We start from the raw sequence: 23934 nt of genomic DNA, 5'->3' as shown, positions 1-23934 counted from the left end.
ATAACAATTTTCAGCTAGCTACCCGTTATTTGCGATGAGCCGTTGTTGTGAGCTGTTTTGCTAGTTAAACACAAAATATAGACTAATTGAAGAAAAAATAATTATTATCATAAAAATAATTATCTGCTTTTTCTTTCTTCTTTTACTGTCAAGTCTGATTTTCTCCTTTAATTTTTCTAGTTCATCTTTTGAAAGTTTAGGGAAATTATATTCTACCTTTTGTCCTGGTTTTGAAGAATAATGTTCAGCTCTGTTTCCTTTTTTTTCAGCTCTTTGTTTTTTTCGTTGCAGAGTAGCTTTAAAATGACCTAAACTTCCGTCCATATTTCTAGTTTCTAATAGCTTTTTCTTCTGCAATAACTTTATCTAATTTTTCAATTTTATGAGAATCTATTTTTTCCCAATCTGAACTTTTAAAATCTATAGTTGAAAATTTCTTGATTGCTCTGAATAAAGGCAAAAATATTTCTTCAAAGGTTCCTTTTTCATTGTAAACAGAAACCTCTCTCTTAGGTTTTTCGTGATGAATGATTTCAAAATTAAATTCGTTTTTCTTTTGATTAATCTTGAATAAGTATAATTCAGGTTCTGTATTAAAAATAGTTATAGTATCGGTTCCTTTAGCACTTTGAATTAAGTTACTGCAAAATTGCTTTATAGGATTTTCTGGGGTTTTCGAAGATGTAAATTCCAGACGAAAATCTTCATTCTGAAATTTTATTGGTAACCAACCATTTTCTGGTTTTTCAAAAGTCAGTTTCATTTTTTATAGCAGAATTTTTTTGCAAAATTGCTCACAACGGTCTCGGTTATCGCCAGTTGGCGGAGTAGGGGACGTGGATTTGTCGGCTTAGTATTGTTTTGTTGGTCAATTTAACTATTTATTTTCTAACGCTGCCGTCTATTGGCGATTAACCGTTGTTGTGAGCTGTATGAGTACTATATCTAATTGTTTTCGCAATCCTCTTTAAATTGTAAGGTTTTTAAAGCTTTAAAAAATTTGTCCTGAGTCTTTTCATCTAAATACCAACCGTAAAAATTAAAACTAATCTTGTAATGCATTTTATCGCTACCTTTTAAACTGTCAATATAGATTCCAGATCCTCCAAATTTTTTATTTCTCGGTGTGATAAATTTTGCTTTGAAACAACTGATAGAGTCGTTTTCAAATTGATACTGTAAATATTCATGATAATTTATATCTCTAGTTGTACTATCCACGATTAGATGTTTTGTATCCGGCAACATTTCAAGTTCCTTTACAGTTAATTCAGCTAATCTTCGAGCATCATAAACCATAGGAAAATCACTTTTTATTAAATCTTGGGAGTGCCTACCAAGGTCAAATTTTAAAGTGTCTTTAGTATCTGTAATTATACCGCCAATGTAACTATCCAATCCTTTTTCATTGAACTTGTTCCAATTCTTAGGTACTGTAATTTTAAACTGACCAAAATCAAGTATTCTATAATTTGATTCTTGAAAAGAATAGATAAATACTAAAAATATGATTGCAAATCTTTTTCTCATATTGCTCACAACGGTTTCGGTTATCGCCAGTTGGCGGAGTAGGGGACGCGGATTTGTCGGCTTAGTATTGGTTTGTTGGTCAAGTTAATTATTTTCTTACTAACGCTGCCGCTTATTGGCGATTAACCGTTGTTGTAGGCAGTGTGAGACTAAAAACTTTCTTGTAATTCGCGCATCATTTTTATTGTGTCAACATATTCTACACCAAATTGATTGCAGACTTCTGGAATTTTAACCCTATTCTTTCGATCTGGTTGGCTGACTTCATAAGTGACAATTGTCAAATCATTCTCCATAGCATACGCCACAAGCCATGGGTCTGCTAAGTCAGTCTCTAAAAATTCTTGTATAGCACGTTCATTAAAATGGTTGCTCATTGAGTTCACCCATTGGACTATTCGAATATAATTTGATAAAACTTGCTCTGAACTTTCAAAGAAATTGACGTCTAAATTTGCAGTACACCAATCTTTCAAATCGTCTTCGTGAGAACTGTTATCATAAATTTCAGTTTTGACTTTATCTAAACTAACAATAATTCCTCTCGAAGCTAAATCTTGAGTTTTATTCCAAAAACTTGGAACGATGTCAAGTGGATAAATAGATCTGTGGGCTTGTATGAAAAAGTTAGAATCAAGTAAATATTTCTTCATACCTGATAAAGATGTTCGTTCATAAATTTATCATAGGTATTGCCCTTTAAATTTGTCAATTTATATGCATCTCTATAAAGGAGATAATTCTCTTTTACCGCCTTGTTGACATAATTAGCAAATCTAGGACTGACTCTTTTCTTAGAAGTCGCATAGAAATCTCCACCAGAACTTTGTTGTTCTTTTTTAGCTTTAAATTCACTTATGTAATTGTTATAAAAACTGAAAAAAGTCTCCTTGGAAATCAAGTTCAAGTCTAGTGCTCGTCTAGCAATAACGATAGGACTTACTTTAAAGTGCCGACTTAAAATTTTAAAATTCTGATTTCTATTCCATTGATCAATGAAATAATTTTTTGGTACTAAAAATTCGGCAGCAACTTTATCACATAAAATTTCAATCGGATCATTAGCAGGTAACATAAAATTATTGTCAAAACCAGCGCTTTCACCCAGCCATATATGTGCCAATTCGTGAATCATTGTGAACATTTGAGCTGCTTTTGCATCTCCGGAATTGATAAATAGAAAGGGAGCTTTTTTATCTACTAAAACAAAACCTCTACATTCATCAACACTAATTTTTCTTCTAGTGTTATTTCCTACAACTCCATTAAAAGTTACTATAATTCCGATTTCTTCTATCTTGGATGTAATATAGTTTAAGGTCTCTTGCCAATTTTGATGTTTACTAGCCCAGTTTTCCTTTAGGTCTAGCTGATTTCGGATATCATCTACAATATCATCATAGCTATCATTCACATCGAATTTGCCGACAAAATCTAAATCCTGAAATCCATTTTCATCCAAATATTCTTTCAACCACACTTGTCTATCCTGTAACATCTGGACAGTATGATATGTGTTTAAAGAGACATTTTGTACTTCTTGATTACCTGTTCTAAAAAAAGGAATTTCTAACTCTTCTTTAGGTGGTTCATTTAAAAATAAATATCCAAATGGAACGTGAACTTTATGAGTGAAATCTTCTAATTGTTTAATAGTTGGGTTCTTAGTTCCTTCTATCCATTCTCTTACTTTGGGAAATTTCATAAAGAAATCGTGTAGTTCATAACCAGCTCTGGTTATTGCCCACTCAATTAAATTAGAATTGATATTTTCCACTCTATTTACCACTGTACAAATATATGTAATTTAAATCTTGAACTCACATTGCCTACAACGGTTTCGAATAATCGTCAGTTGTGGTTGTACGTATTCGGATTTGTCGGCTTAGGTTTTTGTTTCTTGGTTTCTAAAAATACTATTTTATTTCAAATGGCCACAATTGCGAATATTCGTTGTTATATGCTGTTGCGATACGTCTGAGTAAGAACGAGAGATTTGCCGCTGTCGGGAACATTAAAAGTTTAGATCTCTAATCATTTTCTTATCTGAAATCATTGCGCAAGAGTGAGCGTCCGTCGTAGTTTTACCGAACCGTGAGAAACTCCAGTTTGCCGCGCATTATATTTCTCCCGTTTAAACTGAAACTTCTTTAGCGTAAATATTCAATTGAAAGTCGGTGTTCTTATGCATAAAATTTTAGTTGAACGATAAATGTAAAAACTCATTTCGGATCTGAATCATGTAAGTTAATGATTTACTAAAAGTTCTTACTTCGGATTTTTCGGATGAAGGCTTACATGCACATATTTGTCGGATTAGAAGAATTATTGTTCATTGTAGCTAAAAATGTGCGGAGCAATAGCATATAACGGTTACGGTTATCGCAAGTTGCGGGAGTAGGGACGCGGACTTGTCGGATTAACTATTTTCTTTCCTGGTTTCTAAAATTATACTTTTTCGATTAAACCCGTTATTTGCGATGAACCGATGTTGTGCGCTGGCATTGCGTTTCGATCATCTAGTATAGAATTTTTTACAATTCTTAATTGTGTCATTTAGTTTCTAGCATTTTATGAACTTGATCGTAATATTCTTGAGTTAAGACTTCTGTCCATTCTGTTGGTTTTTCTCCACTATAGAATGCTAAATATGTAACATCGCTATCTTTCGTAGATGAGTGCCAATGCTCAGTTTCTTTTTCGCATCTAATTACATCTCCTTCTTTTAGAATTATAGGCTTTTTACCTTTTTCTTGATAATAGGCCTCACCATCTACAATTACTAAAACTTGAACAGAACCGTGTTTATGCCAATCTAAAGTTGAGTTAGCTTTGAAGGTTGCTTTGGTGATGTTGTAACCTAATTCTTCATCATCGTGAATTAATGGATTTAACCAAGCTTCTCCAATGTAATGAGTATTGGGTGCCTTAGTTCCTTCTATCTTATAGGAAGACACATTATAGTTAGAACTTTGAGCTACAAGAAACAATGGAGCAAAAAGCAAAAAAGTAAAAATTGAATATTTCATAATCTTCTTTTTTAATTAATTTCTTTAATCATTCTTAGTCAATACTTGCGTACAACGGTCTCGATTATCGCAAGTTGGCGGAGTAGGGGACGCGGCGTTGTCGGCTTAGACCCGGTTTGTTGGTGAATTTAATTATTTTCTTACTAACGGTGCCGTCTATTTGCGATGAATCGTTGTTGGCATTAGTACTTAGTCCACAAATGTTTCTTTAAGCACCTCTTTGCACTTTTTGATTTCCGAGTTGGATAATGATTCAAAGATTTTTACAATTCTTTGTTTGTCAATTGTTCTAATCTGGTCAATTGCAATCATTCCTTTTTTTCCATTTGATTTTACAGGAATTCTTGTCGGATATTTTTTCGTATTTGTTGTCATTGGAGCAACAACAATTGTTCTTAAGTATTTATTCATCTCATTTGGCGAAATGATTACACAGGGTCTGGTTTTCTTTATTTCACTTCCAACAGTCGGATTTAAATTAACTAGAACTATATCATATTGATTTAAATCCATTCATCAAAATTTTCATCATCAAACACATCATTCATCAGAAGTTGGTCATCTTTATTTTTGGCCATTTTCTTAAATTTTTCTTCCCAATTTTTTCTTGGCGAATCAATTGGTCGGAGTATAATTTGACCCTTTTCTAAAATGAGTTCTACTTTATCTTTTATATGATATTTCTCAAGAATCGTTTTGCTTAAACGAAGTCCTTTTGAATTTCCAATTTGTATGATTGAAGTTTCCATAACTTTTATTTTTGTAAATACAAAGTTATTACTTTAAATCAGATTTCAAAATTAAATTTTCTCTATTTAAGTATTAATGCCAACGGTCTCGGTTATCGCCAGTTGGCGGAGTAAGGGACGCGGATTTGTCGGCTTAGTAAAGGTTTGTTGGTCAAGTTAATTATTTTCTTTCTAACGGTGCCGTCAATTGGCGATTAACCGTTGTTGTTGCCAGTGTTTGCAATAAAATTACAATTGATAATCTAACTCCAATTTTCCATCTGTAGCTTTATACGGATCTAACTTTATATATTTTTTTGATTCGCCATAATAGTCCATGCGTATTTCTTTTTCAAAATCACCGATGAAGTAATAATCAAATTTTTCATCTTCAGTTTTATCCGAACTGATATTCAGTCTGATTGAGTCATTTGAGTTTCCCTTTATTTTTGCGTAAAAAACAGAATAATTTTTATCAGCCATGGGAACGAGACTATCGATAAATACTTTGTCGAAAGTATCAATTTTTGCGTTCTTTTTATCAGTGCTAGTATCACAAGATGATAAGAGAGCAATTAGGGTTAAAAGTATAAGATTCTTAATATTCATGTAGTTATTATATTAATCGCAATCACACTGCAAATATTGGCTACAACGGTCTCGTATATCGACAAGTGGCGTGGAATTATGGATGCGGATTTGTCGGCGTAACGATTTTGTTTATTATGGAATCTAATTTAGTTCTTTTCTATTAAACACGCCATTTGCGATATACGTTGTTGGCGATTCGTTCTTTTATTTTATTTTAATTGCGTAGTAAATTTTTTAATTTAAATTTGTAACCAATGTATAAGGTTAACTAACTTGGTTATGGAGAATTATTTATCACTTTCAGAGACAGCAGAGATTATTGGTAAAAGTAAAGAAACTTTACGAAGATGGGATAATGAAGGTATTTTAAATGCTGTTAGGGAACCCGTATCTAACTATCGTGTTTATCGAAAAGACGATATTGAAAATTTAATGGGAAAGTTGTTTGATGAAAATTTTGAAGATAATATCTCCAATTACGTAGAACCTTTGGATCAATTTACAGTTTTAGAACTATTTGCTGGCGCAGGTGGTTTAGCTATCGGAATGGAAAAATCAGGTTTAAAATGTGTTGCCTTAAATGAAATCGATAAATGGGCCTGCAAAACTCTAAGAACGAATCGACCAAATTGGAATGTTTTGGAAGGCGATATAAAATCTTTTGATTTTAGGGAATACAAGAATAAAGCGGATATAGTAACTGGTGGATTTCCTTGTCAAGCTTTTAGTTATGCTGGGAAAAAATTAGGTTTAGAAGATGCTCGAGGTACTTTGTTTTATGAATTTGCTAGGGTAGTTAAGGAAGTGCAACCTTCTATATGCATCGGAGAAAATGTTCGAGGGCTTTTAAGCCATGATAAAGGAAAGACTTTGAAAGGCATGATTTCAATTTTGGATGAAATAGGTTATAAAGTTGTTCCAGTTGAAGTTTTAAAAGCTATTAATTACAGAGTTCCTCAAAAGCGAGAAAGATTAATTTTAGTTGGAGTAAGAAAGGATATTGATATTGCCTATGAATATCCAAAAAAGCATAATAAAGTTTATAATTTAAAAGATGCCTTAAAAAAAGGAGACTTGTTTGATAAAGATGTTCCTAATTCTGATGGTGCAAAGTATCCTGAATATAAGAAAAAGGTTCTTGATTTAGTTCCACCGAAAGGTTATTGGCGAGATTTACCTTTGGATTTACAAAAGGAATATATGGGAGGAAGTTTTTATCTCGGTGGAGGTAAAACGGGTATGGCCAGAAGAATTGGTTGGGATGAACCTAGTTTGACTTTGACTTGTAGTCCTGCCCAAAAACAAACTGAAAGATGTCATCCTGATGAAACTAGACCATTTACAGTTAGAGAATATGCTAGAATTCAAACATTTCCTGATGACTGGAAATTTGTTGGTTCCACTGCTCAACAATATAAACAAATTGGTAATGCCGTTCCTGTAAATTTGGGAGAGGAAATAGGATATTCGGTGATTAAATTTTTAAATAAATATTACCAAGCTAAGAACAATTAGCTATTGGTATTTTTCAGCTATTTCAATTTCTAATTTTTTAATAGTAGCCTCAATTACTTGGCTGGCATCGACTTCAAGTGCTACATCACCAATCGCGTCTATTAAATCAAGATAAAAATCCTCTTTTCCCGTCAATCTATGCCAAAAATCTTGTCCAATATAAACTGGATAATTTTCGTTAATTCTGTTGTAATGTGAACTTAATTCACTAGCGTCACCATATACTACTCCAACAATCATGTCATGAATACCAACATTTAAATTGTTGGTTCTCGCTAAATTTCTAACACCATTAAAATGGTTTACAATTGTTGTAACATCATCATGGTTTATAGTATTTGGGCCAGCTTTTAATTGACAGTATTTTTTCCTTCCATCAATTGCATCAATAAATTCAATATCGATTCCTTGTGTAGTCGAACCAAGTCCTTCAAATAATGAACTAATTAAACTTTGTATTTTCATTCCAAATGATGTGGTAATGGAAGATCCTAAAACTCTTGGAAGTACTAATGCTTTTGCAATGCTGTATGGATCGTCATTCCCGGTTAGAAAATTTGCTAAGTATTTAAATAAAAATGGATTTACGTTGTATTCTTTTAAACTGCTAGCTCTTTTGCAAGCACGATCAATGTGAGATTCAACAATTTGTTCTCTGAAAAAATCCTTGGCATTATTTAAAATTCGTTCCCTTTCTTGATTATCCATTAATTTTATAATTTGCATAAAAATATAAAAAGTTATGGAAACTGAAACTTTCTAAAGAATGATCGCCAACGGTCTCGGTTATCGCCAGTTGGCGGAGTAAGGGACGCGGATTTGTCAGCTTAGTATTGGTTTGTTGGTCAAGATAATTATTTTCTTACTTATTGTGCCGCTTATTGGCGATTAACCGATGTTGGCAGCTGGCATTTAGTAATAATCTTCTTGAATACATTTAAACCCTTAGTTTTTAAAGAGAAACTATTTTTTTAATCCAATTTTCATAAATCCTTCTTCCATTTTCATTCTGAGATACAAAATTTCATTACTCATAGAAAATGGTAATGTATCATTCATTGTATTTTTTTCTGATAATATGACGTAATTATTATTTCTATCTATTTCGTAAGTTCCTTTAATTTCCGCCAACATTGGATGAAGCATTTCGTATTCATTATTATCTTTAAAGGTATAAGTAACAGGTAGAATCATCATTTCAAACATTTTTCTAAAATTCTCCGCTTCTGTCTTTCTAGATTCATCTTTATAATAAATTGAATCTGTCGTTTGATTATAATATACAATCTCGTCTTCATAAGATGTGACATTCCATGTACCGGTCAATTCCTGAGCGGTGATATTGGTTGATAGAAATAGAAATAATATTATAAGTTTTTTCATAATGAAATTTTTAATGCTTGCTGCCAACGGTCCCGGTTATCGCCAGTTGGCGGAGCAAGGAACGCGGATTTGTCGGCTTAGTATTGGTTTGTTGGTCAAGTTAATTATCTTCTTTCTAAAGCTGCCGCTTATTGGTGATGAACCGTTGTTGTAAACAGTTTTTATCCTATCTCAAGGTAAACTAGAAAAAACTGTGGGATTTTATATTGATCGTACCATTTATCAATTTCAATACCTCCTTGAGATACTTGGCAATATCCCAATTCACCATTGCTTGGGTTTCTGTTTGGCGGTGTAATCAATGCTATCTGAAAAGGTTCATTTAGTCTAAAATTGAGATGATCTTGTCCAACATTTATTTGTCTTAAACTAAAATCCCCATCATTAAAGATTTCTTTTATTTTGAATGATTTCTTGTTTGAAAATCTATCAAAAATAAAGGCAACTTTTTCATAATTTAATAGATTTTGAGCGTATAAATTGAATCCAAAGTCAGAATTTATTTTAGGAAGTCTAGGTTCATCTTTTGTATCTATAACTAAAGTTTCCTGTTTTAATTTTCCATTTTCATATTCCCTTATTATTATTTTAAAATCTTTATTTATTAAAGTTGAATCATTTTCAAGTGTATAATTCAATTTTTTAATCCCTTGGAAAACCCACATTTCATACTTCTCTTTTTCTGAAGGATATTCAAAATCTGCCTTGAGCTTATAGGTTTTCGAATTTTGAGCACTTATGCTTATTGAAACTGTTGAAAAAAACAACGTTATAAATAAAAATTTCAATTCTTTTCTCATAAAAATCTCGCTTAAAAATTGTTTACAACGGTTTCGGTTATCGCCAGTTGGCGGAGTAAGGGACGCGGATTTGTCGGCTTAGTATTGGTTTGTTGGTCAAGTTAATTATTTTCTTTCTTTAGCTACCGCTTATTGGCGATTAACCGTTGTTATATGCTGTGTTTTAAAAGTATCTATTTGATTTAGGTTCAAAATTAGACAAATCGGGTTTCCCTTCAATTTTGATAAATTCTTCTTCCTTCTTTAAAACTTTATCTTGCTTATAACTGTCAGTTTGAGTTCTGCGGATTCCAGTTAGGAAATCGAGATTTTGATAAAAGATCTTACCTCGTCCATCTGATGCTACAGAATTATATTCCATTAATTTAAATTTTCCGTCCCTATATTGGAATTTATGTTCAAAATGCCCACGTAATAGTTCGTGTTTAATCCAGAGATCCCTATTAATAATTTCGATTTCCCAAAATCTCTCTCCATTTGATACATTTCTGCCACCAGGGAAATCAGGTAGAATAGCTTTTTCGGTCATTAGAACTAGCTTCTTATTCTTATCATCCTCACCAAAAAATATTTCCAGTCTATATGGTCTTTTTTCGTTGATGGTATCTTGAGTTACAGCAACGGAATCTAAGGTTTTATTGTTATTAATTTTTCCAATTTCGGACATCACAAAATGATCAAAATTAGATTCGTTTTGGGCGAACGAATTGATAATAGGAAGAAAAAATAAAAGAAATAGTAAGTTCGAATCTCTCATAAAATATAGCATATAACGGTCTCGGTTATCGCCAGTTGGCGGAGTAAGGGACGCGGATTTGTCGGCTTAATATTGGTTTGTTGGTCAAGTTAATTATTTTCTTTCTAGCGGTGCCGCTTATTGGCGATTAACCGTTGTTATGTATTGTGCCATTGCAGAATTATCTTTCTTTAGTAGCTAATTTTTCCAGTACTTTTTCATCCGAAAAATTTATAGTTATAAGTCCGCTTTTTGCCCTAGCTCCGTAAAGAGATTGTGATTTCATATCGTTTGAAAAGGATATGTTCTCAACGTTATTTTTGGTTAGATGCGAATTAATCAAAGTAACTCTCTCTATGGACATATTGCTTTCCAATAATATTGGCTCTGAGTTCTGCGATTTTAAGATATATAGCGGTCTGTATTGCGTGGTGCTTTGAAAGCCGTCAGGCAATTGAGTTTCGCCGTGAGCATTTGTCGGAGTGTAGAAGATATTAGAATCAGATAGAATCCTTTCTTGGATTAATTTAATCTGCTGTTCTAAATTTTCAGTTTTAAATTTAGTGTTCCACTGATCATTCTGTTCTTTTGTGTCAATAGATTTAAATTCTTCATCCTGGCTAAATAAAGGATTGATAAAGAGTAGTGTGAGGGCGATAATAAGTTTTTTCATAGTGGGTTTTTCAAGTTTTGGCATAATACATAACGGTTTCGGTTATCGCCAGTTGGCGGAGTAGGGGACGCGGATTTGTCGGCTTAGTATTGGTTTGTTGGTCAAGATAATTATTTTCTTTCTAACGCTGCCGTCTATTGGCGATTAACCGTTGTTGTAAACTGGGGCGAATACTACAAATGATCTTAAATCTTTCAAGACTATCTTTATTAAAATTATCGTATTTATAATTTTAAGTCAAATCGCCCTTCACGTATTTCAACTATTTCGTTGTTATCATTAATAGCATCGAACCAAAATGTTCCAGAAACTATTCCGTCAACTAAATCTAATTGCGATATATGTAATTCACCAGTATGTATAGAATCTGTACGATGATCGGATCCCGATTTTAAATACTCTCCAAAATTTGAATCTCTTTCATATTTGGAAAGTGTATATTTTGTGTTCTCTTGCAGTTCTTCTCCTCTTATACTGATTACTATAGCCTTGTTACTTTTTTTATTATCTCCGGATAGATTAAAAATATATTGACCATCAATTAATGTATAATCTATTTGTAAAGTAGGTCCGCTTAGCTGGGAACCTCCAGGCTTAAATGGTTCATTGTTGATGAGACAACCAAAAGTCTGCGCCCCGATTTGAGTAATTTGAGGTAAACAATCTATTGGATTTTCACATTCATCTGGTTTAGAACAGGAACTAATTGTAATGAAAGAGAAAATTAAAATCAAATAGATGTACGGTTTCATAGCGTTAAATTTTACGTCAAATTATTAATAATCTTAATAAGATTTATCGAATTGCAAATCTTTAAAAAAATAATTTTCTTGTAGCCCTTGTTTACAACGGTTACGGTTATCGCAAGTTGCGGGATTAAGGACGCGGACTTGTCGGCTTAGTATTGGTTTGTTGGTCAAGTTAATTATTTTCTTTCTTTAGCTACCGCTTATTGGCGATTAACCGTTGTTGTGCACTGGTGCGAAAACAGTAATCTAATTATTAATCCTTACAGCAAAAATCAGCAATAATTTCATTGGGATAAATTGCTTGTACTTCTTGGAATTGTTTATTTGATAGCGAATCCAAAGGTTTTTTAAATTTATTTAAAGAATATTTTGATTGGAAGTCTTCAACTGACTTCAATATTATATCTGCTAAATCTTTATAATTCTCTTTATAATTTAAGATCATTTTAGAAGAAATTTTCACTCGGTAGCTAGATTTACATTCCTCTATTTTCTCCGTAATAATCTCAGAAATTTCTTTATCTGAAACTATATTTTTATCATACAATACTTTTCCTTTTCCATCAATAGTCAACTCCACTAAACATTCATTTTCATTATTTTGATTTTCACTTTTCTTATCTTTTAAAGTGAATGTTATTATGAAAAAAAGGAAAATTATATATTTCATTTTTTAAATTTTAAAGTTCGAAACCTTATTGAGCACTTGTGTACAACGGTCCCGGCTATCGCAAGTTGCGGGAGTAAGGATGCGGATTTGTCGGATTAGTTCTTTTAATAATTGGTCTCTAAAATAACCATTTTCAATCAACTACCCGTTATTTGCGATGAGCCGTTGTTGTGTGCAGTCTTTACGGATTAAAAGCTAAAAACCGCAATCATTATTATTATAGTTATGATTAATGAAATTACTAGAATTTTAATCTGTTTTTGATTTTCACTTCTTGATTTTATTTTAATAGATTCTATTATTTTTTCTAACTTTTCTTTAGGAACCTGGTGAAATTTAATTCTATCAGATTCTTGTTTTTTGGAGTAGATTCCCTCTCTATAATTTTCTTTGAATTTTGCTCTTTTAGAAGGTTTATTTGCTCGATTCTGTTTTAATCGATTATTCATATCCTGAACGTGTCCAGCTCCAAAACTCATTATAAGTAAAGTATTATTAAAGTTAATATAATTACAATACTAACTACAATTATTGAAATTGTTCCAATTTTCTTTTGATCCCTGTAATCATAGCTTGGAATCGTTTCTGTACTTGCTATGATTTCTTTGTCTTTTAAAAGTTGATCAATTTTATATCTGTCAGAATCAAGAACAAAATATCTTATTCCGGTATCTGTGTAAGGTTGAATATTCTGGTCGGAATAGAACGGAATATTATGTTCTTTTAAGTTTGATTCAAAAACTATCTGATCCTTTGGCAGGATATACAGTTTAGTGTGATTCTGTTGTTTTATGTAAATATTTTTCTTCACCAACTGAATTATCTGATTGCACACAACGGTCTCGTATATCGACAAGTGGCGCGGACTTATGGATGCGTATTTGTCGGCTTAGCGATTTTATTTCTTATGGAAACTAATTTAGTACTTTTCTATTAAACCCGCCATTTGCGATATACGTTGTTGGCAACCGTATTTTCTTCCAATATCTTGATTAAATATTACTAAGATCTTGTCTGCCAATAATGGTCATTATCTCAACAATATTATTTTCTATTCTATAATAAATTGAGTCTGATCCGCAAACACATCTTCTATATCCAGGGTTTATAAAATCAACAGATTCAAACGAAAAAGGTTGTTCGGCAATCAAATTGAAATATTCGAAAAATCTATTAAAATATTTGTCGGCTTGAGTTTCTCCAAATCTTTTTACTCCAAATTGGTGTATTCTAATTAAATCTTCTTTAGCAACATTACTTAATTTGTAATTACTCATTAAGTATAGATTTCGATTGAGCTAATATTTGTTCTTTACTATCTGTAGTAAATCCACTTTTCTCAGCTTTTTCAATTTTATTTTTTATATAATCTATTTGAATTTGTTGATTACGAGCTTGTCTTATCAAGTCGTTCACCAATTCACTTTTGCTAGAATATTCTTGATTATCAACTTGTGATTTTAGCCACTCATCGTTTGCCTTTGTGAATGAAATACTTTGTCTTGACATAGCTTAATTGTTTGATGTAAAATTGCATCAAAATCGAATCAAATACAAATTTTTCTTGAAAATATTGTTGCCAACGGTTACGGTTATCGCAAGTTGCGGGAGTAAGGATGCGGACTTGTCGGATTAACTATTTTCTCTCTTGGTTTCTAAAATTACACTTTTTCGGAAATACCCGTTATTTGTGATGAACCGATGTTGGCAATTGTTATGATTTCGATCTCTTGAATCTATTACCATCTTTTAGGATTATTAAATTTTCCTTTACTTCTTCTATATCATACTCGTAAACTTTATTAGAAATAATTCTTGGACCTTGTGATTCCAGTACAATCTCTATATTTTTAGATGAAGAGTTAGACAACTCGAACTCAAATATTTCATAGCCTACAAATAGAATCTTATATTTTTCTTTTTTTGAGCTACGCCCCTTTGAGATTATTGCTTCCCCATCTTCATTTGCTTGATAAGCTTTCATTAAGTCGAAAGAATCTGACCCTAATAAAATGTTAGCTGGAAGTGGTCTCATGTTTAGATTTCCATCTAAAATCTCAAAGTGTAATTTTATTGAGTCTTTCTTATTTTGATTATGAACATTTTCAATTTCAATTTGACTTTTTTGACTCGTTGCCAACTTATCAAATTTTAAAATAAGTTTATTAGATTTAAAACTAAAATCTCCGATTCCAGTACTCTCCATTCCCAAACAGCCATAAGTGTAAAATTTAAATTTGGTATTTTCTTGAAACTCAATACAGGTTGAATTGAATACTCCATTTAATGAGCTACAAAACTTACCTTTAAGATCGCTTTGAGAATAGGTAAATGAAGCCGTCAATATTTGTAGTAAAATTATAAATTTCTTCATATCATAATTATTGCCAACGGTTTCGAATAATCGTCAGTTGTGGTTGTACGTATTCGGATTTGTCGGCTTAGGTTTTTGTTAGTTGGATTCTAAAAATACTATTTTATTTCAAATGGCCACAATTGCGAATATTCGTTGTTATATGCTGTTGCGATACGTCCGAGTAAGAACGGGAGATTTGCCGCTGTCGGGAACATCCAAATTTTAAATCTCTAATCATCTTCTTAACTGAAATCATTGCGCAAGAGTGAGCGTCCGTCGTTGTTTTAGCGATCCGTTGGAAACTCCAGTTTGCCGCACTTTAATTTTTTTCCAGTTTCAATTGAAACTTCTTTAGCGTAAATATTCAATTAAATGTCAGCGTTCTTTCCCATGAAATTTCTATTGAACGATAAATGTAAAACCTCATTTAGGATCTGAATTTTGTAAGTTATCGATTTACTAGAAGTTCTTACTTCGGATTTGTCAGATGAAGGCTTACATGCACGTACTTGTCAGATTAGAAGAATTATTGTTCTTAGTAGCTAAAATTGTGCGGAGCAATAGCATATAACGGTCTCGGTTATCGCCAGTTGGCGGAGTGCGGGACGCGGAGTTGTCGGCTTAGTATTGGTTCGTTGGTCAAGTTAATTATTTTCTTTCTAACGGTGCCGCTTATTGGCGATTAACCGTTGTTGGCAGCTGGCCTAAAATCCAAATAACTTCGTATCAACTCCAATACCGAAACCAGTCCAGTAATTTGCATGGTTATCCCATTCTTTTCCTGCGTCATCTAATCCAAAATCAAATCCCACTGGAATTAATGCAAAAGTTAAATTATTATAGGTGTAGGTAATAGCGACGGAAGTTGAAAGCATGAACGCACTATAAGAGGATTCTGAATTTTGAAAGTAATCACTGGTGTTTTTATCATTAAGTTCTTGGGCCATAGGTGCAATCAAAAATCCAATTGAAAATTTATGTGTGCTTGTGGAATTATCTAACCAATATCTTTTACTTTCCTTTAAAGCTAATGGTAAGTAAACACCAATATTCTTAACATCTGCCTTGGCGGTTATATATCCTTGTTCATTTTTTGATCGAATTTTGAAGGGAACTGTCATTATGGAAATTGAACCAATTGCACCAAAAAAATACTTGTAATTTGTTACACTTACAAATTCATCTTTTGCGAGTTCAGCTTCATAAAATTTTATTTCATTATCCGAGTAATCGATAAACTTGAATTGTAAAGCTGCTCTACTATTAGCAATTGATGTGTCAATAATTTCGGTTGAAAGAATATTTATTTCAGATTTCTCAAATACCTCCTTCGTGACAGTTTCCTGGCTGTAGGAATAATTAAATATTAAAATGATAACGATTAGTACATTTTTATTCATATTTATTGAATTAAAAAATTAGGATTTCGATGTAAAACGAATTTCATTTTGGCTTGCTGCCAACGGTCTCGGTTATCGCAAGTTGCGGGAGTAGGGACGCGGACTTGTCGGATTAATTATTTTCTTTCCTGGTTTCTAAAATTACACTTTTTTGACAATACCCGTTATTTGCGATTAACCGTTGTTGTGCTTAGTTATCTAATTGCAAGTCTCTTTATAAAAATCTATAAAGTCAGATAAATTTTCTAGACTGATTTCTTCGTTTTTATAAGCTTGGACTAATTCTGGACAATCTGAAAAATGTTCGAGATATTTTTTTGTGAATTTTCTTCTTTTCTCAACAGGAATAAGTATTTGATCTTCTTTAGCCAAATACAAATCTTGAGTTTTACCTATTTTAATATAGAAGGAATTTTCAGTTCTTACATCACGTCTTAATTCTTCTGCGGATCTTAAATCAAAGTCAGAATAGAATAATTCAAGTTCATTAGGAGAGTTTATGTAAACACTAAGAATGTCTTCTTCAACTAATTCGACAAACATTTTATAGCGATGCTTATAATTATCTAAATATTGAAATACCCTGGCATTTGTAGAATCTGGATGCGTTATAATTTTTTCAACTTTTTCAAAATCGACTTTTCTTTCATCAGATTCTGGAGTTTCTCTAAACCTAATATCAAATACTGAGCTACTCATTCGAACTAACCCTTTTTCCTTGGTTCCATCTTTGAAGACAATTTCACTTTCAATTTTAGGTGAATTACGTAATTGTAAATTTTGACCGAATGTTTTTGTAAAGAATAAGATAAATGATGCTAGAATAAGTTTTTTCAATTTTGAAGTTTTAAAGATTTGGGCAACGAATTTATTCTTTAACGGTTTGAATTAAAAATTTTCTTAGAATTTCTTTTCTTTTGTAGATAATTAAGCACAACGGTTACGGTTATCGCAAGTTGCGGGAGTAGGGACGCGGACTTGTCGGATTAACTATTTTATTTCCTGGTTTCTAAAATTACGCTTTTCCGATTAAACCCGTTATTTGCGATCAACCGATGTTGGGCTTAGTTAATTTTCGAAAGGTTATTTGATATAAAACTTTTTAAATCTGGAGGTATGCTAAGTCTTGTAGCTAATAAGGCAACTGCATTAGAGCTACTTAGACTTACATTCATTTTTGCTTTTGGTTCTCCTTTTTTTCTAGAAGAGTTTAAGTTGTCAATTAAGGCGTTGATAAATGCTACCAAGAACCAAATTTCGAATTTACCTCTAAGGTGGATTTTATCTTCATTAATCTTTAATAGGCTGGAATAAATTTTTCTAACTGATTTCCAGGAACCTGATGAATCAGGATTTCCTGTTTTTTCATCAAGATAATCCAGTAATTTTTTTCCTTGGGGAGAATTCAACTTTACTATTTCCAATTTAGCATTAAACTGAAAAATATGTGATAAACTAATATTTCCTAAATTGATATTTGTTCCATTCTTTCTATGATAAATAATCCAAGCTGATAGTAATACCATATACTCACAGAAGGACTTATGTTCTTGATGGAATTTTTTAATAATGTTATTAATAATTGATGGGTCTGTTATGTGCACTAAATCAGTTAGAATTCTTCTAACAATTTGATCATTGACTAAGTAATTTTCTATAGAGTAATATTTTGTAACAAAAATGTTCTGGTCAATGGGATATCTTAATTTTAGAATATCTGAGTAGTCTTTGTCAACAAAAAACAATACTCTATTCTTATTATAGGATTTCCAGCTTATTTGATTATAATTTGAATATACACCGGATTTATTCTTGCTATTATAAAAATAAATTTGAAAATTATTTCCTGCTAAATTACTTATGTAATTCGTGTAAAATGCAGGATCATCATTCCCCTCAATAAAAAGATGTAAAGATTTTTCTGATAATTTATATTCTTGTAAGAGACGTAGAAATAATGTTTGTGAAGAATCTCCTGCTTCTTTTAATTTCTTTAAAAAACTATCCTCCATTGTACCTAAGAATTTATTTCGAATTCATTTAACCCTCGAGCATAGTTCTCAAGTTCATTTTGAAATATGAATGGTGAATGAGTTACTGAAATTAATCCTAAACATTTTTCATTTTTGGCTATATCTGCTAAAAACCTCTTTTGCCAAGTTACAGATAGAGACAGTTCCGGTTCATCAATGATAATGATGTAATTTTCTAAATTGGAAAGGTAAATGTGACTAAAAAGTGATACTATTTGTTTCTCCCCTGATGATAAATTTTTGAACTCAATAGGCTTGTTAAAAAGAACATCTCCTTGCTTTAGCGGACGGATAAGTATTTGAAAATTCACATAATCATATAAGAATATTTTATTTGTAGAATATTCGTTGCAAACTTGAATAAACTGTGTAATCTCTTTTTCATTTTTTTCTAACTCAGAATAGATCGCAGAAAGCTTAAAAATAAAGTAAGCTAAAATTTTATTTTCTTCTTTTTCAATAGTCTTCCCTTTTCTTAGATCACTAATAAATATGTAAAGTTTTTCTTTTTCATTTTTTGATAAAACATCTTCATCTATTCGATCGAAAATTCTTCTAAGCGAATTAGGCGTTAAAGATTCAATTTGATTATAAGTTATTTTTGAATAATTTTTATTTATAACATCTCGTAAATATCCTCCTGTTAAATTGGTTTTCAACTTTGAGTTGAAATCTTCTTTTAAATCGGATAGTTTTCTGTTTACCTTCTCAACAACATCTTCCATCCCAAACTCTACTAGTTCCACATAACCTATATCTGGTTCATTTCTTACGTAACGCAATTTTCTTTTCCTATAAGAACTAAGCTCTTCCTTCAAATCGGGAAGTATATCATTTAAATCTTGCTCAATCCTTCTATATGTCGGCAAATATAGAATCTGTGTATCCATCAGGGAAGTTAGCAGTTGTTCTTTTTCTCTAAGTTTACTTTCGAATAAATTTATTTGTTCCCTTTCAGCATAACGGCTAATTTCAATAATTAAACTTTTTGGCAATCTTAATTCATCAGCTAGATATTCAAGTTTAGTATAATTTCCGGCTAATTCTGAAATATCATAGTTTCTGAGTAATTCATAAAATCTTTCTTTTACTGATGGACTATATCTTCTTAAAAGTCTAGAAATCTTATCTGAATTTATAATATCAATTTCACTTCTTTCGAGTTTGATAGAATTGCCTGAAAATTTTACTTCTACAGATTTAAAATCATATTTTAATAATTTTGTCCATTGTCGACTTATAAAATAATAGATTATATTAACTATGGTAGTCTTTCCAGCGCCATTTTCAGCCACGAGAATAAGTTTATTATCTTTTAGTTTTATATTGTAATTTTTATCTCCAAAGAGTTTACTAATTTTAATAGATTTAATTTGTACCATATATTTTTCATATTAATTAAGCCCAACGGTCTCGTATATCGACAAGTGGCGCGGAATCATGGATGCGGATTTGTCGGCTTAACGGTTTAGTTTATTATGGAAACTAATTTAGTTCTTTTCTATGAAACCCGCCATTTGCGATATACGTTGTTGGCAAGAGTAGCTTTGTACTATTTATTCTTCCTTAATTCTTCTTCTTGTAATTGTTTCTTTAAGGGAATTAAAATTCTATTACGAAATAAATCATCGTATAGAGGTTCTTGGTCATATATTATTACACGTTTTTGAATTTCAATTAAACTAGTTAAAAACTTAACAGCAAGGTCTGCAATGGAGCCAGGTATTTTTCCTAAAGATGCATCAATTATTTTAGGTGTAATTGAAAGAGTAGTTATAATTCCTTTTCGAATATTTAAAAAATCCTTATTTTTTCGATATAAATCAACACTATTCCTTTGAATATTTGAAATCGCAGAATTTTTTTTCTCATTTTGAGTATCCAAAATAGAATGAGATAATTTATATTCTTCAAAAGTTTTTGATTCAAAAATTTCATTGAATCGGTCTAAATTTCGCTTCTCCAAAGATTGACCTATAAATGGTAAATCAACAGTATCTTGTTTAATTGAATTAATCAGAAAATGAATAGGTTTATATAATTCTAATGGTAACACATCTTTAGCTTTTTCTAAATTAGAAGTTACGCTCCTCATATTTTTAAAAACTGAGGTGTTAGTATTAGCAGCTATAACAAGGCTTTCTAATAGATTTTGTATATACCAGATGGAATCATATTTCTCATTTGAATTATATCCTTCTGGTAAATAATATTTAAAAATTCGTTCTATAGCTTCTCTGGATTCATCTATTTTGTTAGAAGAAATTTTGGAAGTTTTATTTTTTAAAAAATTAAAAATTTGAGGATTTTCTTCTGAAGAAATAAAATTTTCGAAATCCTCAGTTACAACTTTATCTACTCCACATTGGATCAAATAATCAAATGTGATCGAATATGTATCAATTTTAGGTTTATTTAGAGATTTAAGAAAAACTTCATCATTAGATATTTCTTCTATAACTTCTAATTCTCCTATAGTTGCAGCACCGATATAAAGCTTTCTTTTATTCATTTTTTTTTTTTAGCTATTCTTGCCAACGGTTTCGGTTATCGCCAGTTGGCGGAGTAAGGGACGCGGATTTGTCGGCTTAGTATTGCTTTGTTGATCAAGTTAATTATATTCTTTCTAATGCTACCGCTTATTGGCGATTAACCGTTGTTGTGCGTAGTATTTTAGAGGCTTTTATAAAATTTAGAATTCTTAAATATTCTTTGATAATTTTCTTTCTCACTCAAATTTTCAATTTCATTCAATTCACTTTCATTTGTATAACTGATAAAGGAATCATCAGGTAATTGAATATTTCTATCAAATAAGTTCACTATGCCAACCTGATAATCTTCTTTAACTACCATTTTTATACTTTTCAATCCTTTATCTAATTCTGAATCAATCTCCTTTTTTGAGAAATTATTTTCTATTGTTTCTAAAGCTAAAATTAGAATTTCTGAATTATCTGCTAATCCATTGAAAAATATATGAGGTGGTGAATAATCTAAAGCTTCTTTCACTTTATTTAATCCTAAATATGCCTTGGTATATAAAGTGGCAATGTAAATTTCATCTGCGGCATACTCATTTCCACAAAAATGTTGGTAAGGATATTTACTGGTAAGGTCTATATATTTTAAAGCTTCATTAAACTTCTTCTGAGATATATAAATCTCAGCTAAACTTTTTGCAGCTCGATTTTTATAAAGAGCGTATGGTTCTGCCATTAGTCCTGAACCAACTCCACCTTCCTCCTTATCATTGGCTTCACTATTTAATATTTGATTATAATATTCAATCGCTTCTTCTTTATAATCTAATTGATTTGAAATTAGTGCGGCGTTGTTTAAAGCTCTATATAACAATTGTGAGTTAGGATAATTATCAATTACCTCTTCATAATATTCCAAAGACCTTTCGAGGATAGAAGACTTCATCTCCCTTAAAAGTTCATATTCAATTTTCTCTTCAACCTTTGTGGTATCAAGATGGTCTATCTCATATTGGATATCGAAATCTTCGTAAATCAGATTATAAACTGCTTCACCTTTACTAAATATAGCTAAATCTTCATTTTCATTTTGAGCTATCAAACTACTTGAGAAAGCCAAAAGAATTAAAAATGTGAAGTTCTTCATTTTATTAAAATATTACGCACAACGGTCTCGGCTATCGCCAGTTGCGGGAGTTGGGACGCGGATTTGTCGGCTTATTTGTTTTATTTCTTGGTTTCTAAAATTACACTTTTTCGATGATACCCGTTATTGGCGATGAGCCGTTGTTGGCAATAGTTAAAAATCTAAGATGCTTCTTTTAATTCATCGATTATTTGGGATATATCATTTTCACTTACATTTTTTGCAATAATTTGACCTTCCCTATTGATCACAATATTAAATGGAATTGAGTTTATACCATACATTTTTGAGATTTCACCTGTCATATTTTGATTGATAAAAATGTTTGTCCAAGTTAAATTGTATTTATCTATAGCCTTTTTCCACTTATTTCTTTCTTCTTCTAAGGAAATTCCGATAACGGTTAAATTATCCTCTTTGAACCTTTTTTCTATTGTTTTTAATTCATGAAACTGATCTATACACGGTTTGCACCAACTTGCCCAGAAATCAATCAATAAAATATCGCCTCTAAAATCTTGAGTTGAAACTTCCTTGGAGAGATAATTTTCACCTTTAATGTCAAATAATTGATCACCTACCTTCAAAATTTTATCTGGATAAATATTTTGTTCCAACTTTTTTATTGTGAAAGGATCTTGAACCTTTTTATCAAGCTTAAAATATAAGTTTTCAAGCTGAATTTTTTTTAATGTGAAAGTTGAAGAAACTTCTGCAAGTAGATCGCCAGGCAGTCTATTGTTTTGGTTTTCTGTAATTAATTTATGTAATTCATTATAAAGCTTTTTATTCCAGTTTTCTTTCTCAGCATTCACAGATTTAAATTCTTCAAAATTTTCTCTAATTTTTTCTGTTTTTGATCCCGTAACATTTTCTACAATTATCCAATCAACTGGACCATTACCAAAATCATTTTTTGTAACATTAATTTCCAGTTCTAAATTATTATTCTCCAAATAAAATTCTTTGTTATAACCTGAAATGGTGTCTGTAATTATTCCAGCTTTCAATGGAGAATCAACTGTTCCTGAAAATTGACTTTTTCCATTTATAACAAATGAGCTATCTAATTTTTTATTAGTAATTAAATACAGATATCCAGAATAATCTCCTTTCACTTTAACATCTATATTAAATTTATCCTCAGCTGGTTTTTTACAGGCGATAAGATTTATGATTAGTCCTAATGTTATTAAGTATTTCATTAAATTTTAATTATTGCCAACGGTCTCGGTTATCGCCAGTTGGCGGAGTAAGGAACGCGGATTTGTCGGCTTAGTATTGTGTTGTTGGTCAAGTTTATTATTTTCTTACTAACGGTGCCGCTTATTGGCGATTAACCGTTGTTGTAGCCAGTACTTTTTCTAAATCTTTGTTACCAATCCTTATCTTGATCATTCGAAATAGCCGCGTTTTCCATTTTTGATTTTATTGCACTTTCAAGATTTTTAATTTTTGCCTCTGTCTCAATTTTATATTTTTCTAGAACATTTCTTGGTTTGCCATTATTTTTATAGTATTTCTCTTTGTCAAACATTTTTTCTGCACTAGTTGTAGTCACTCCATATTGCCCGGGATAACTTTTAAAATATATATCATATATGTCGTATTTATAACGATCATCTTTTGACTGAATTTTTATTGAATACCACATTTGTATTGGAGTGGCAATGCCTATTACTGTGATGTAAATATCATTAAATCCCTTCCCGATTATAATTCCTGAATCCTTGTCATCCATTTGAATAACGTCATTAGCAGATTTAAATATCTCAGCAAAGAATTGCTTACTTCTCAAATAAAGTTCATTTTTATCAGCATTTTCAACTTGAATTACTTCACTATAATATAAATTTCCATTTTCATCTGTAGGCAATTCATCAATTACTTGGCTAAAGAATTGAACTGGATAAAGAAATAATAGAATGAGAATTGAATTTTTCATGTTTTAAGTATTTTTTATTAAAGTATTGGCTACAACGGTTACGGTTATCGCAAGTTGCGGGAGTAGGGTTGCGGACTTGTCGGATTAACTTTTTTCTTTCCTGGTTTCTAAAATTACACTTTTTCGACTAAACCCGTTATTTGCGATGAACCGATGTTGTGCAAAG

At 31.3% G+C, this 23934-nt stretch carries 30 protein-coding genes; 1 reads left to right on the top strand and 29 read right to left on the bottom strand.

Going from position 1 to position 23934, the window contains the following annotated elements; all coding sequences use genetic code 11:
• Positions 1-60 precede the first annotated feature (60 nt).
• From T8I65_RS10800 to T8I65_RS10760, 9 genes are all read right to left on the bottom strand, one after another.
• Positions 61-324: a hypothetical protein gene (locus tag T8I65_RS10800; RefSeq protein WP_322300616.1), complete on the bottom strand. Its 264-nt coding sequence runs from the start codon at positions 322-324 to the stop codon at positions 61-63.
• A 4-nt stretch (positions 325-328) separates the two neighbouring features.
• Positions 329-763 carry a hypothetical protein gene (locus T8I65_RS10795; RefSeq protein ID WP_322300615.1) on the bottom strand — a complete coding sequence of 145 codons (435 nt, stop codon included), beginning with the start codon at positions 761-763 and terminating at the stop codon, positions 329-331.
• Between the two features lie 182 nt (positions 764-945).
• The gene (locus T8I65_RS10790) at positions 946-1530 is read right to left on the bottom strand and encodes a hypothetical protein (protein WP_322300614.1); all 585 of its coding nucleotides are present in this window, start codon (positions 1528-1530) and stop codon (positions 946-948) included.
• A gap of 149 nt (positions 1531-1679) precedes the next feature.
• Positions 1680-2183, bottom strand: a complete 504-nt coding sequence (locus tag T8I65_RS10785) for a DUF4411 family protein (RefSeq protein WP_322300613.1) — start codon at positions 2181-2183, stop codon at positions 1680-1682.
• A complete protein-coding gene (locus tag T8I65_RS10780) occupies positions 2180-3307 on the bottom strand; it encodes an ImmA/IrrE family metallo-endopeptidase (RefSeq protein WP_322300612.1) in 1128 nt (375 codons plus the stop codon). Before T8I65_RS10780 ends, T8I65_RS10785 begins: the two co-directional genes overlap by 4 nt.
• 775 nt (positions 3308-4082) lie before the next feature.
• Entirely contained in the window at positions 4083-4559 is a 477-nt protein-coding gene (locus T8I65_RS10775; protein WP_322300611.1) for a cupin domain-containing protein, read from the bottom strand.
• 189 nt (positions 4560-4748) lie between these two features.
• Complete coding sequence (locus tag T8I65_RS10770) at positions 4749-5072, bottom strand: type II toxin-antitoxin system PemK/MazF family toxin (RefSeq protein WP_322300610.1); 324 nt, start codon at positions 5070-5072, stop codon at positions 4749-4751.
• The gene (locus tag T8I65_RS10765; protein WP_322300609.1) at positions 5063-5308 is read right to left on the bottom strand and encodes an AbrB/MazE/SpoVT family DNA-binding domain-containing protein; all 246 of its coding nucleotides are present in this window, start codon (positions 5306-5308) and stop codon (positions 5063-5065) included. Before T8I65_RS10765 ends, T8I65_RS10770 begins: the two co-directional genes overlap by 10 nt.
• 228 nt (positions 5309-5536) lie before the next feature.
• Positions 5537-5896, bottom strand: coding sequence for a hypothetical protein (locus tag T8I65_RS10760; protein WP_322300608.1), 360 nt, complete (start codon positions 5894-5896; stop codon positions 5537-5539).
• Between the two features lie 261 nt (positions 5897-6157).
• Between T8I65_RS10760 and dcm the strand changes: the two genes are divergently transcribed.
• On the top strand, positions 6158-7393 hold the full coding sequence (dcm, locus tag T8I65_RS10755; protein WP_416173198.1) for a DNA (cytosine-5-)-methyltransferase: 1236 nt from the start codon (positions 6158-6160) through the stop codon (positions 7391-7393).
• Here the strand turns inward: dcm and T8I65_RS10750 are convergent, their stop codons facing one another.
• The 20 genes from T8I65_RS10750 to T8I65_RS10655 all read right to left on the bottom strand — a co-directional run bounded on the left by T8I65_RS10750 (position 7394) and on the right by T8I65_RS10655 (position 23768).
• Positions 7394-8101, bottom strand: coding sequence for a PmeII family type II restriction endonuclease (locus tag T8I65_RS10750; RefSeq protein WP_322300606.1), 708 nt, complete (start codon positions 8099-8101; stop codon positions 7394-7396).
• A 255-nt stretch (positions 8102-8356) separates the two neighbouring features.
• Positions 8357-8776 carry a hypothetical protein gene (locus T8I65_RS10745; RefSeq protein ID WP_141878080.1) on the bottom strand — a complete coding sequence of 140 codons (420 nt, stop codon included), beginning with the start codon at positions 8774-8776 and terminating at the stop codon, positions 8357-8359.
• A 161-nt stretch (positions 8777-8937) separates the two neighbouring features.
• A complete protein-coding gene (locus T8I65_RS10740; protein WP_322300605.1) occupies positions 8938-9576 on the bottom strand; it encodes a hypothetical protein in 639 nt (212 codons plus the stop codon).
• 163 nt (positions 9577-9739) lie between these two features.
• Positions 9740-10243: a hypothetical protein gene (locus T8I65_RS10735; protein ID WP_322300604.1), complete on the bottom strand. Its 504-nt coding sequence runs from the start codon at positions 10241-10243 to the stop codon at positions 9740-9742.
• A 250-nt stretch (positions 10244-10493) separates the two neighbouring features.
• Positions 10494-10985, bottom strand: a complete 492-nt coding sequence (locus tag T8I65_RS10730) for a hypothetical protein (RefSeq protein ID WP_322300603.1) — start codon at positions 10983-10985, stop codon at positions 10494-10496.
• 224 nt (positions 10986-11209) lie between these two features.
• Positions 11210-11737, bottom strand: coding sequence for a DUF6252 family protein (locus tag T8I65_RS10725; protein ID WP_322300602.1), 528 nt, complete (start codon positions 11735-11737; stop codon positions 11210-11212).
• 250 nt (positions 11738-11987) lie between these two features.
• On the bottom strand, positions 11988-12404 hold the full coding sequence (locus T8I65_RS10720) for a hypothetical protein (protein WP_322300601.1): 417 nt from the start codon (positions 12402-12404) through the stop codon (positions 11988-11990).
• A gap of 188 nt (positions 12405-12592) precedes the next feature.
• A complete protein-coding gene (locus T8I65_RS10715; protein ID WP_322300600.1) occupies positions 12593-12883 on the bottom strand; it encodes a hypothetical protein in 291 nt (96 codons plus the stop codon).
• Positions 12883-13215, bottom strand: coding sequence for a hypothetical protein (locus tag T8I65_RS10710; RefSeq protein WP_322300599.1), 333 nt, complete (start codon positions 13213-13215; stop codon positions 12883-12885). The genes T8I65_RS10715 and T8I65_RS10710 overlap by 1 nt, the downstream gene beginning before the upstream one ends.
• Before the next feature lie 181 nt (positions 13216-13396).
• Positions 13397-13681, bottom strand: a complete 285-nt coding sequence (locus tag T8I65_RS10705) for a type II toxin-antitoxin system RelE/ParE family toxin (RefSeq protein WP_322300598.1) — start codon at positions 13679-13681, stop codon at positions 13397-13399.
• Entirely contained in the window at positions 13674-13913 is a 240-nt protein-coding gene (locus T8I65_RS10700; protein WP_322300597.1) for a ribbon-helix-helix domain-containing protein, read from the bottom strand. The genes T8I65_RS10705 and T8I65_RS10700 overlap by 8 nt, the downstream gene beginning before the upstream one ends.
• Before the next feature lie 205 nt (positions 13914-14118).
• Positions 14119-14778, bottom strand: coding sequence for a hypothetical protein (locus T8I65_RS10695; RefSeq protein ID WP_322300596.1), 660 nt, complete (start codon positions 14776-14778; stop codon positions 14119-14121).
• Between the two features lie 686 nt (positions 14779-15464).
• A complete protein-coding gene (locus tag T8I65_RS10690; RefSeq protein WP_322300595.1) occupies positions 15465-16160 on the bottom strand; it encodes a hypothetical protein in 696 nt (231 codons plus the stop codon).
• 198 nt (positions 16161-16358) lie between these two features.
• Positions 16359-16997 (bottom strand): hypothetical protein, encoded by a 639-nt coding sequence (locus T8I65_RS10685; RefSeq protein WP_322300594.1) that lies wholly within the window; start codon positions 16995-16997, stop codon positions 16359-16361.
• A gap of 227 nt (positions 16998-17224) precedes the next feature.
• Positions 17225-18172, bottom strand: a complete 948-nt coding sequence (locus T8I65_RS10680) for a DUF4435 domain-containing protein (RefSeq protein ID WP_322300593.1) — start codon at positions 18170-18172, stop codon at positions 17225-17227.
• A 5-nt stretch (positions 18173-18177) separates the two neighbouring features.
• Positions 18178-19575, bottom strand: a complete 1398-nt coding sequence (locus T8I65_RS10675; RefSeq protein WP_322300592.1) for an AAA family ATPase — start codon at positions 19573-19575, stop codon at positions 18178-18180.
• A gap of 170 nt (positions 19576-19745) precedes the next feature.
• A complete protein-coding gene (locus T8I65_RS10670) occupies positions 19746-20705 on the bottom strand; it encodes a hypothetical protein (protein WP_322300591.1) in 960 nt (319 codons plus the stop codon).
• A 161-nt stretch (positions 20706-20866) separates the two neighbouring features.
• Positions 20867-21823 (bottom strand): hypothetical protein, encoded by a 957-nt coding sequence (locus T8I65_RS10665; RefSeq protein WP_322300590.1) that lies wholly within the window; start codon positions 21821-21823, stop codon positions 20867-20869.
• A gap of 161 nt (positions 21824-21984) precedes the next feature.
• Positions 21985-23028: a TlpA disulfide reductase family protein gene (locus T8I65_RS10660; protein ID WP_089661298.1), complete on the bottom strand. Its 1044-nt coding sequence runs from the start codon at positions 23026-23028 to the stop codon at positions 21985-21987.
• A 170-nt stretch (positions 23029-23198) separates the two neighbouring features.
• A complete protein-coding gene (locus T8I65_RS10655; protein WP_322300589.1) occupies positions 23199-23768 on the bottom strand; it encodes a DUF4468 domain-containing protein in 570 nt (189 codons plus the stop codon).
• Positions 23769-23934 lie beyond the last annotated feature (166 nt).

Origin of the sequence: Christiangramia sp. OXR-203 (assembly GCF_034372165.1) — a bacterium.
In the GTDB taxonomy this organism is placed as follows: domain Bacteria; phylum Bacteroidota; class Bacteroidia; order Flavobacteriales; family Flavobacteriaceae; genus Christiangramia.
The sequence above is the reverse complement of the archived record's forward strand: the minus strand, read 5'-3'. Positions and strand labels throughout refer to the sequence as shown.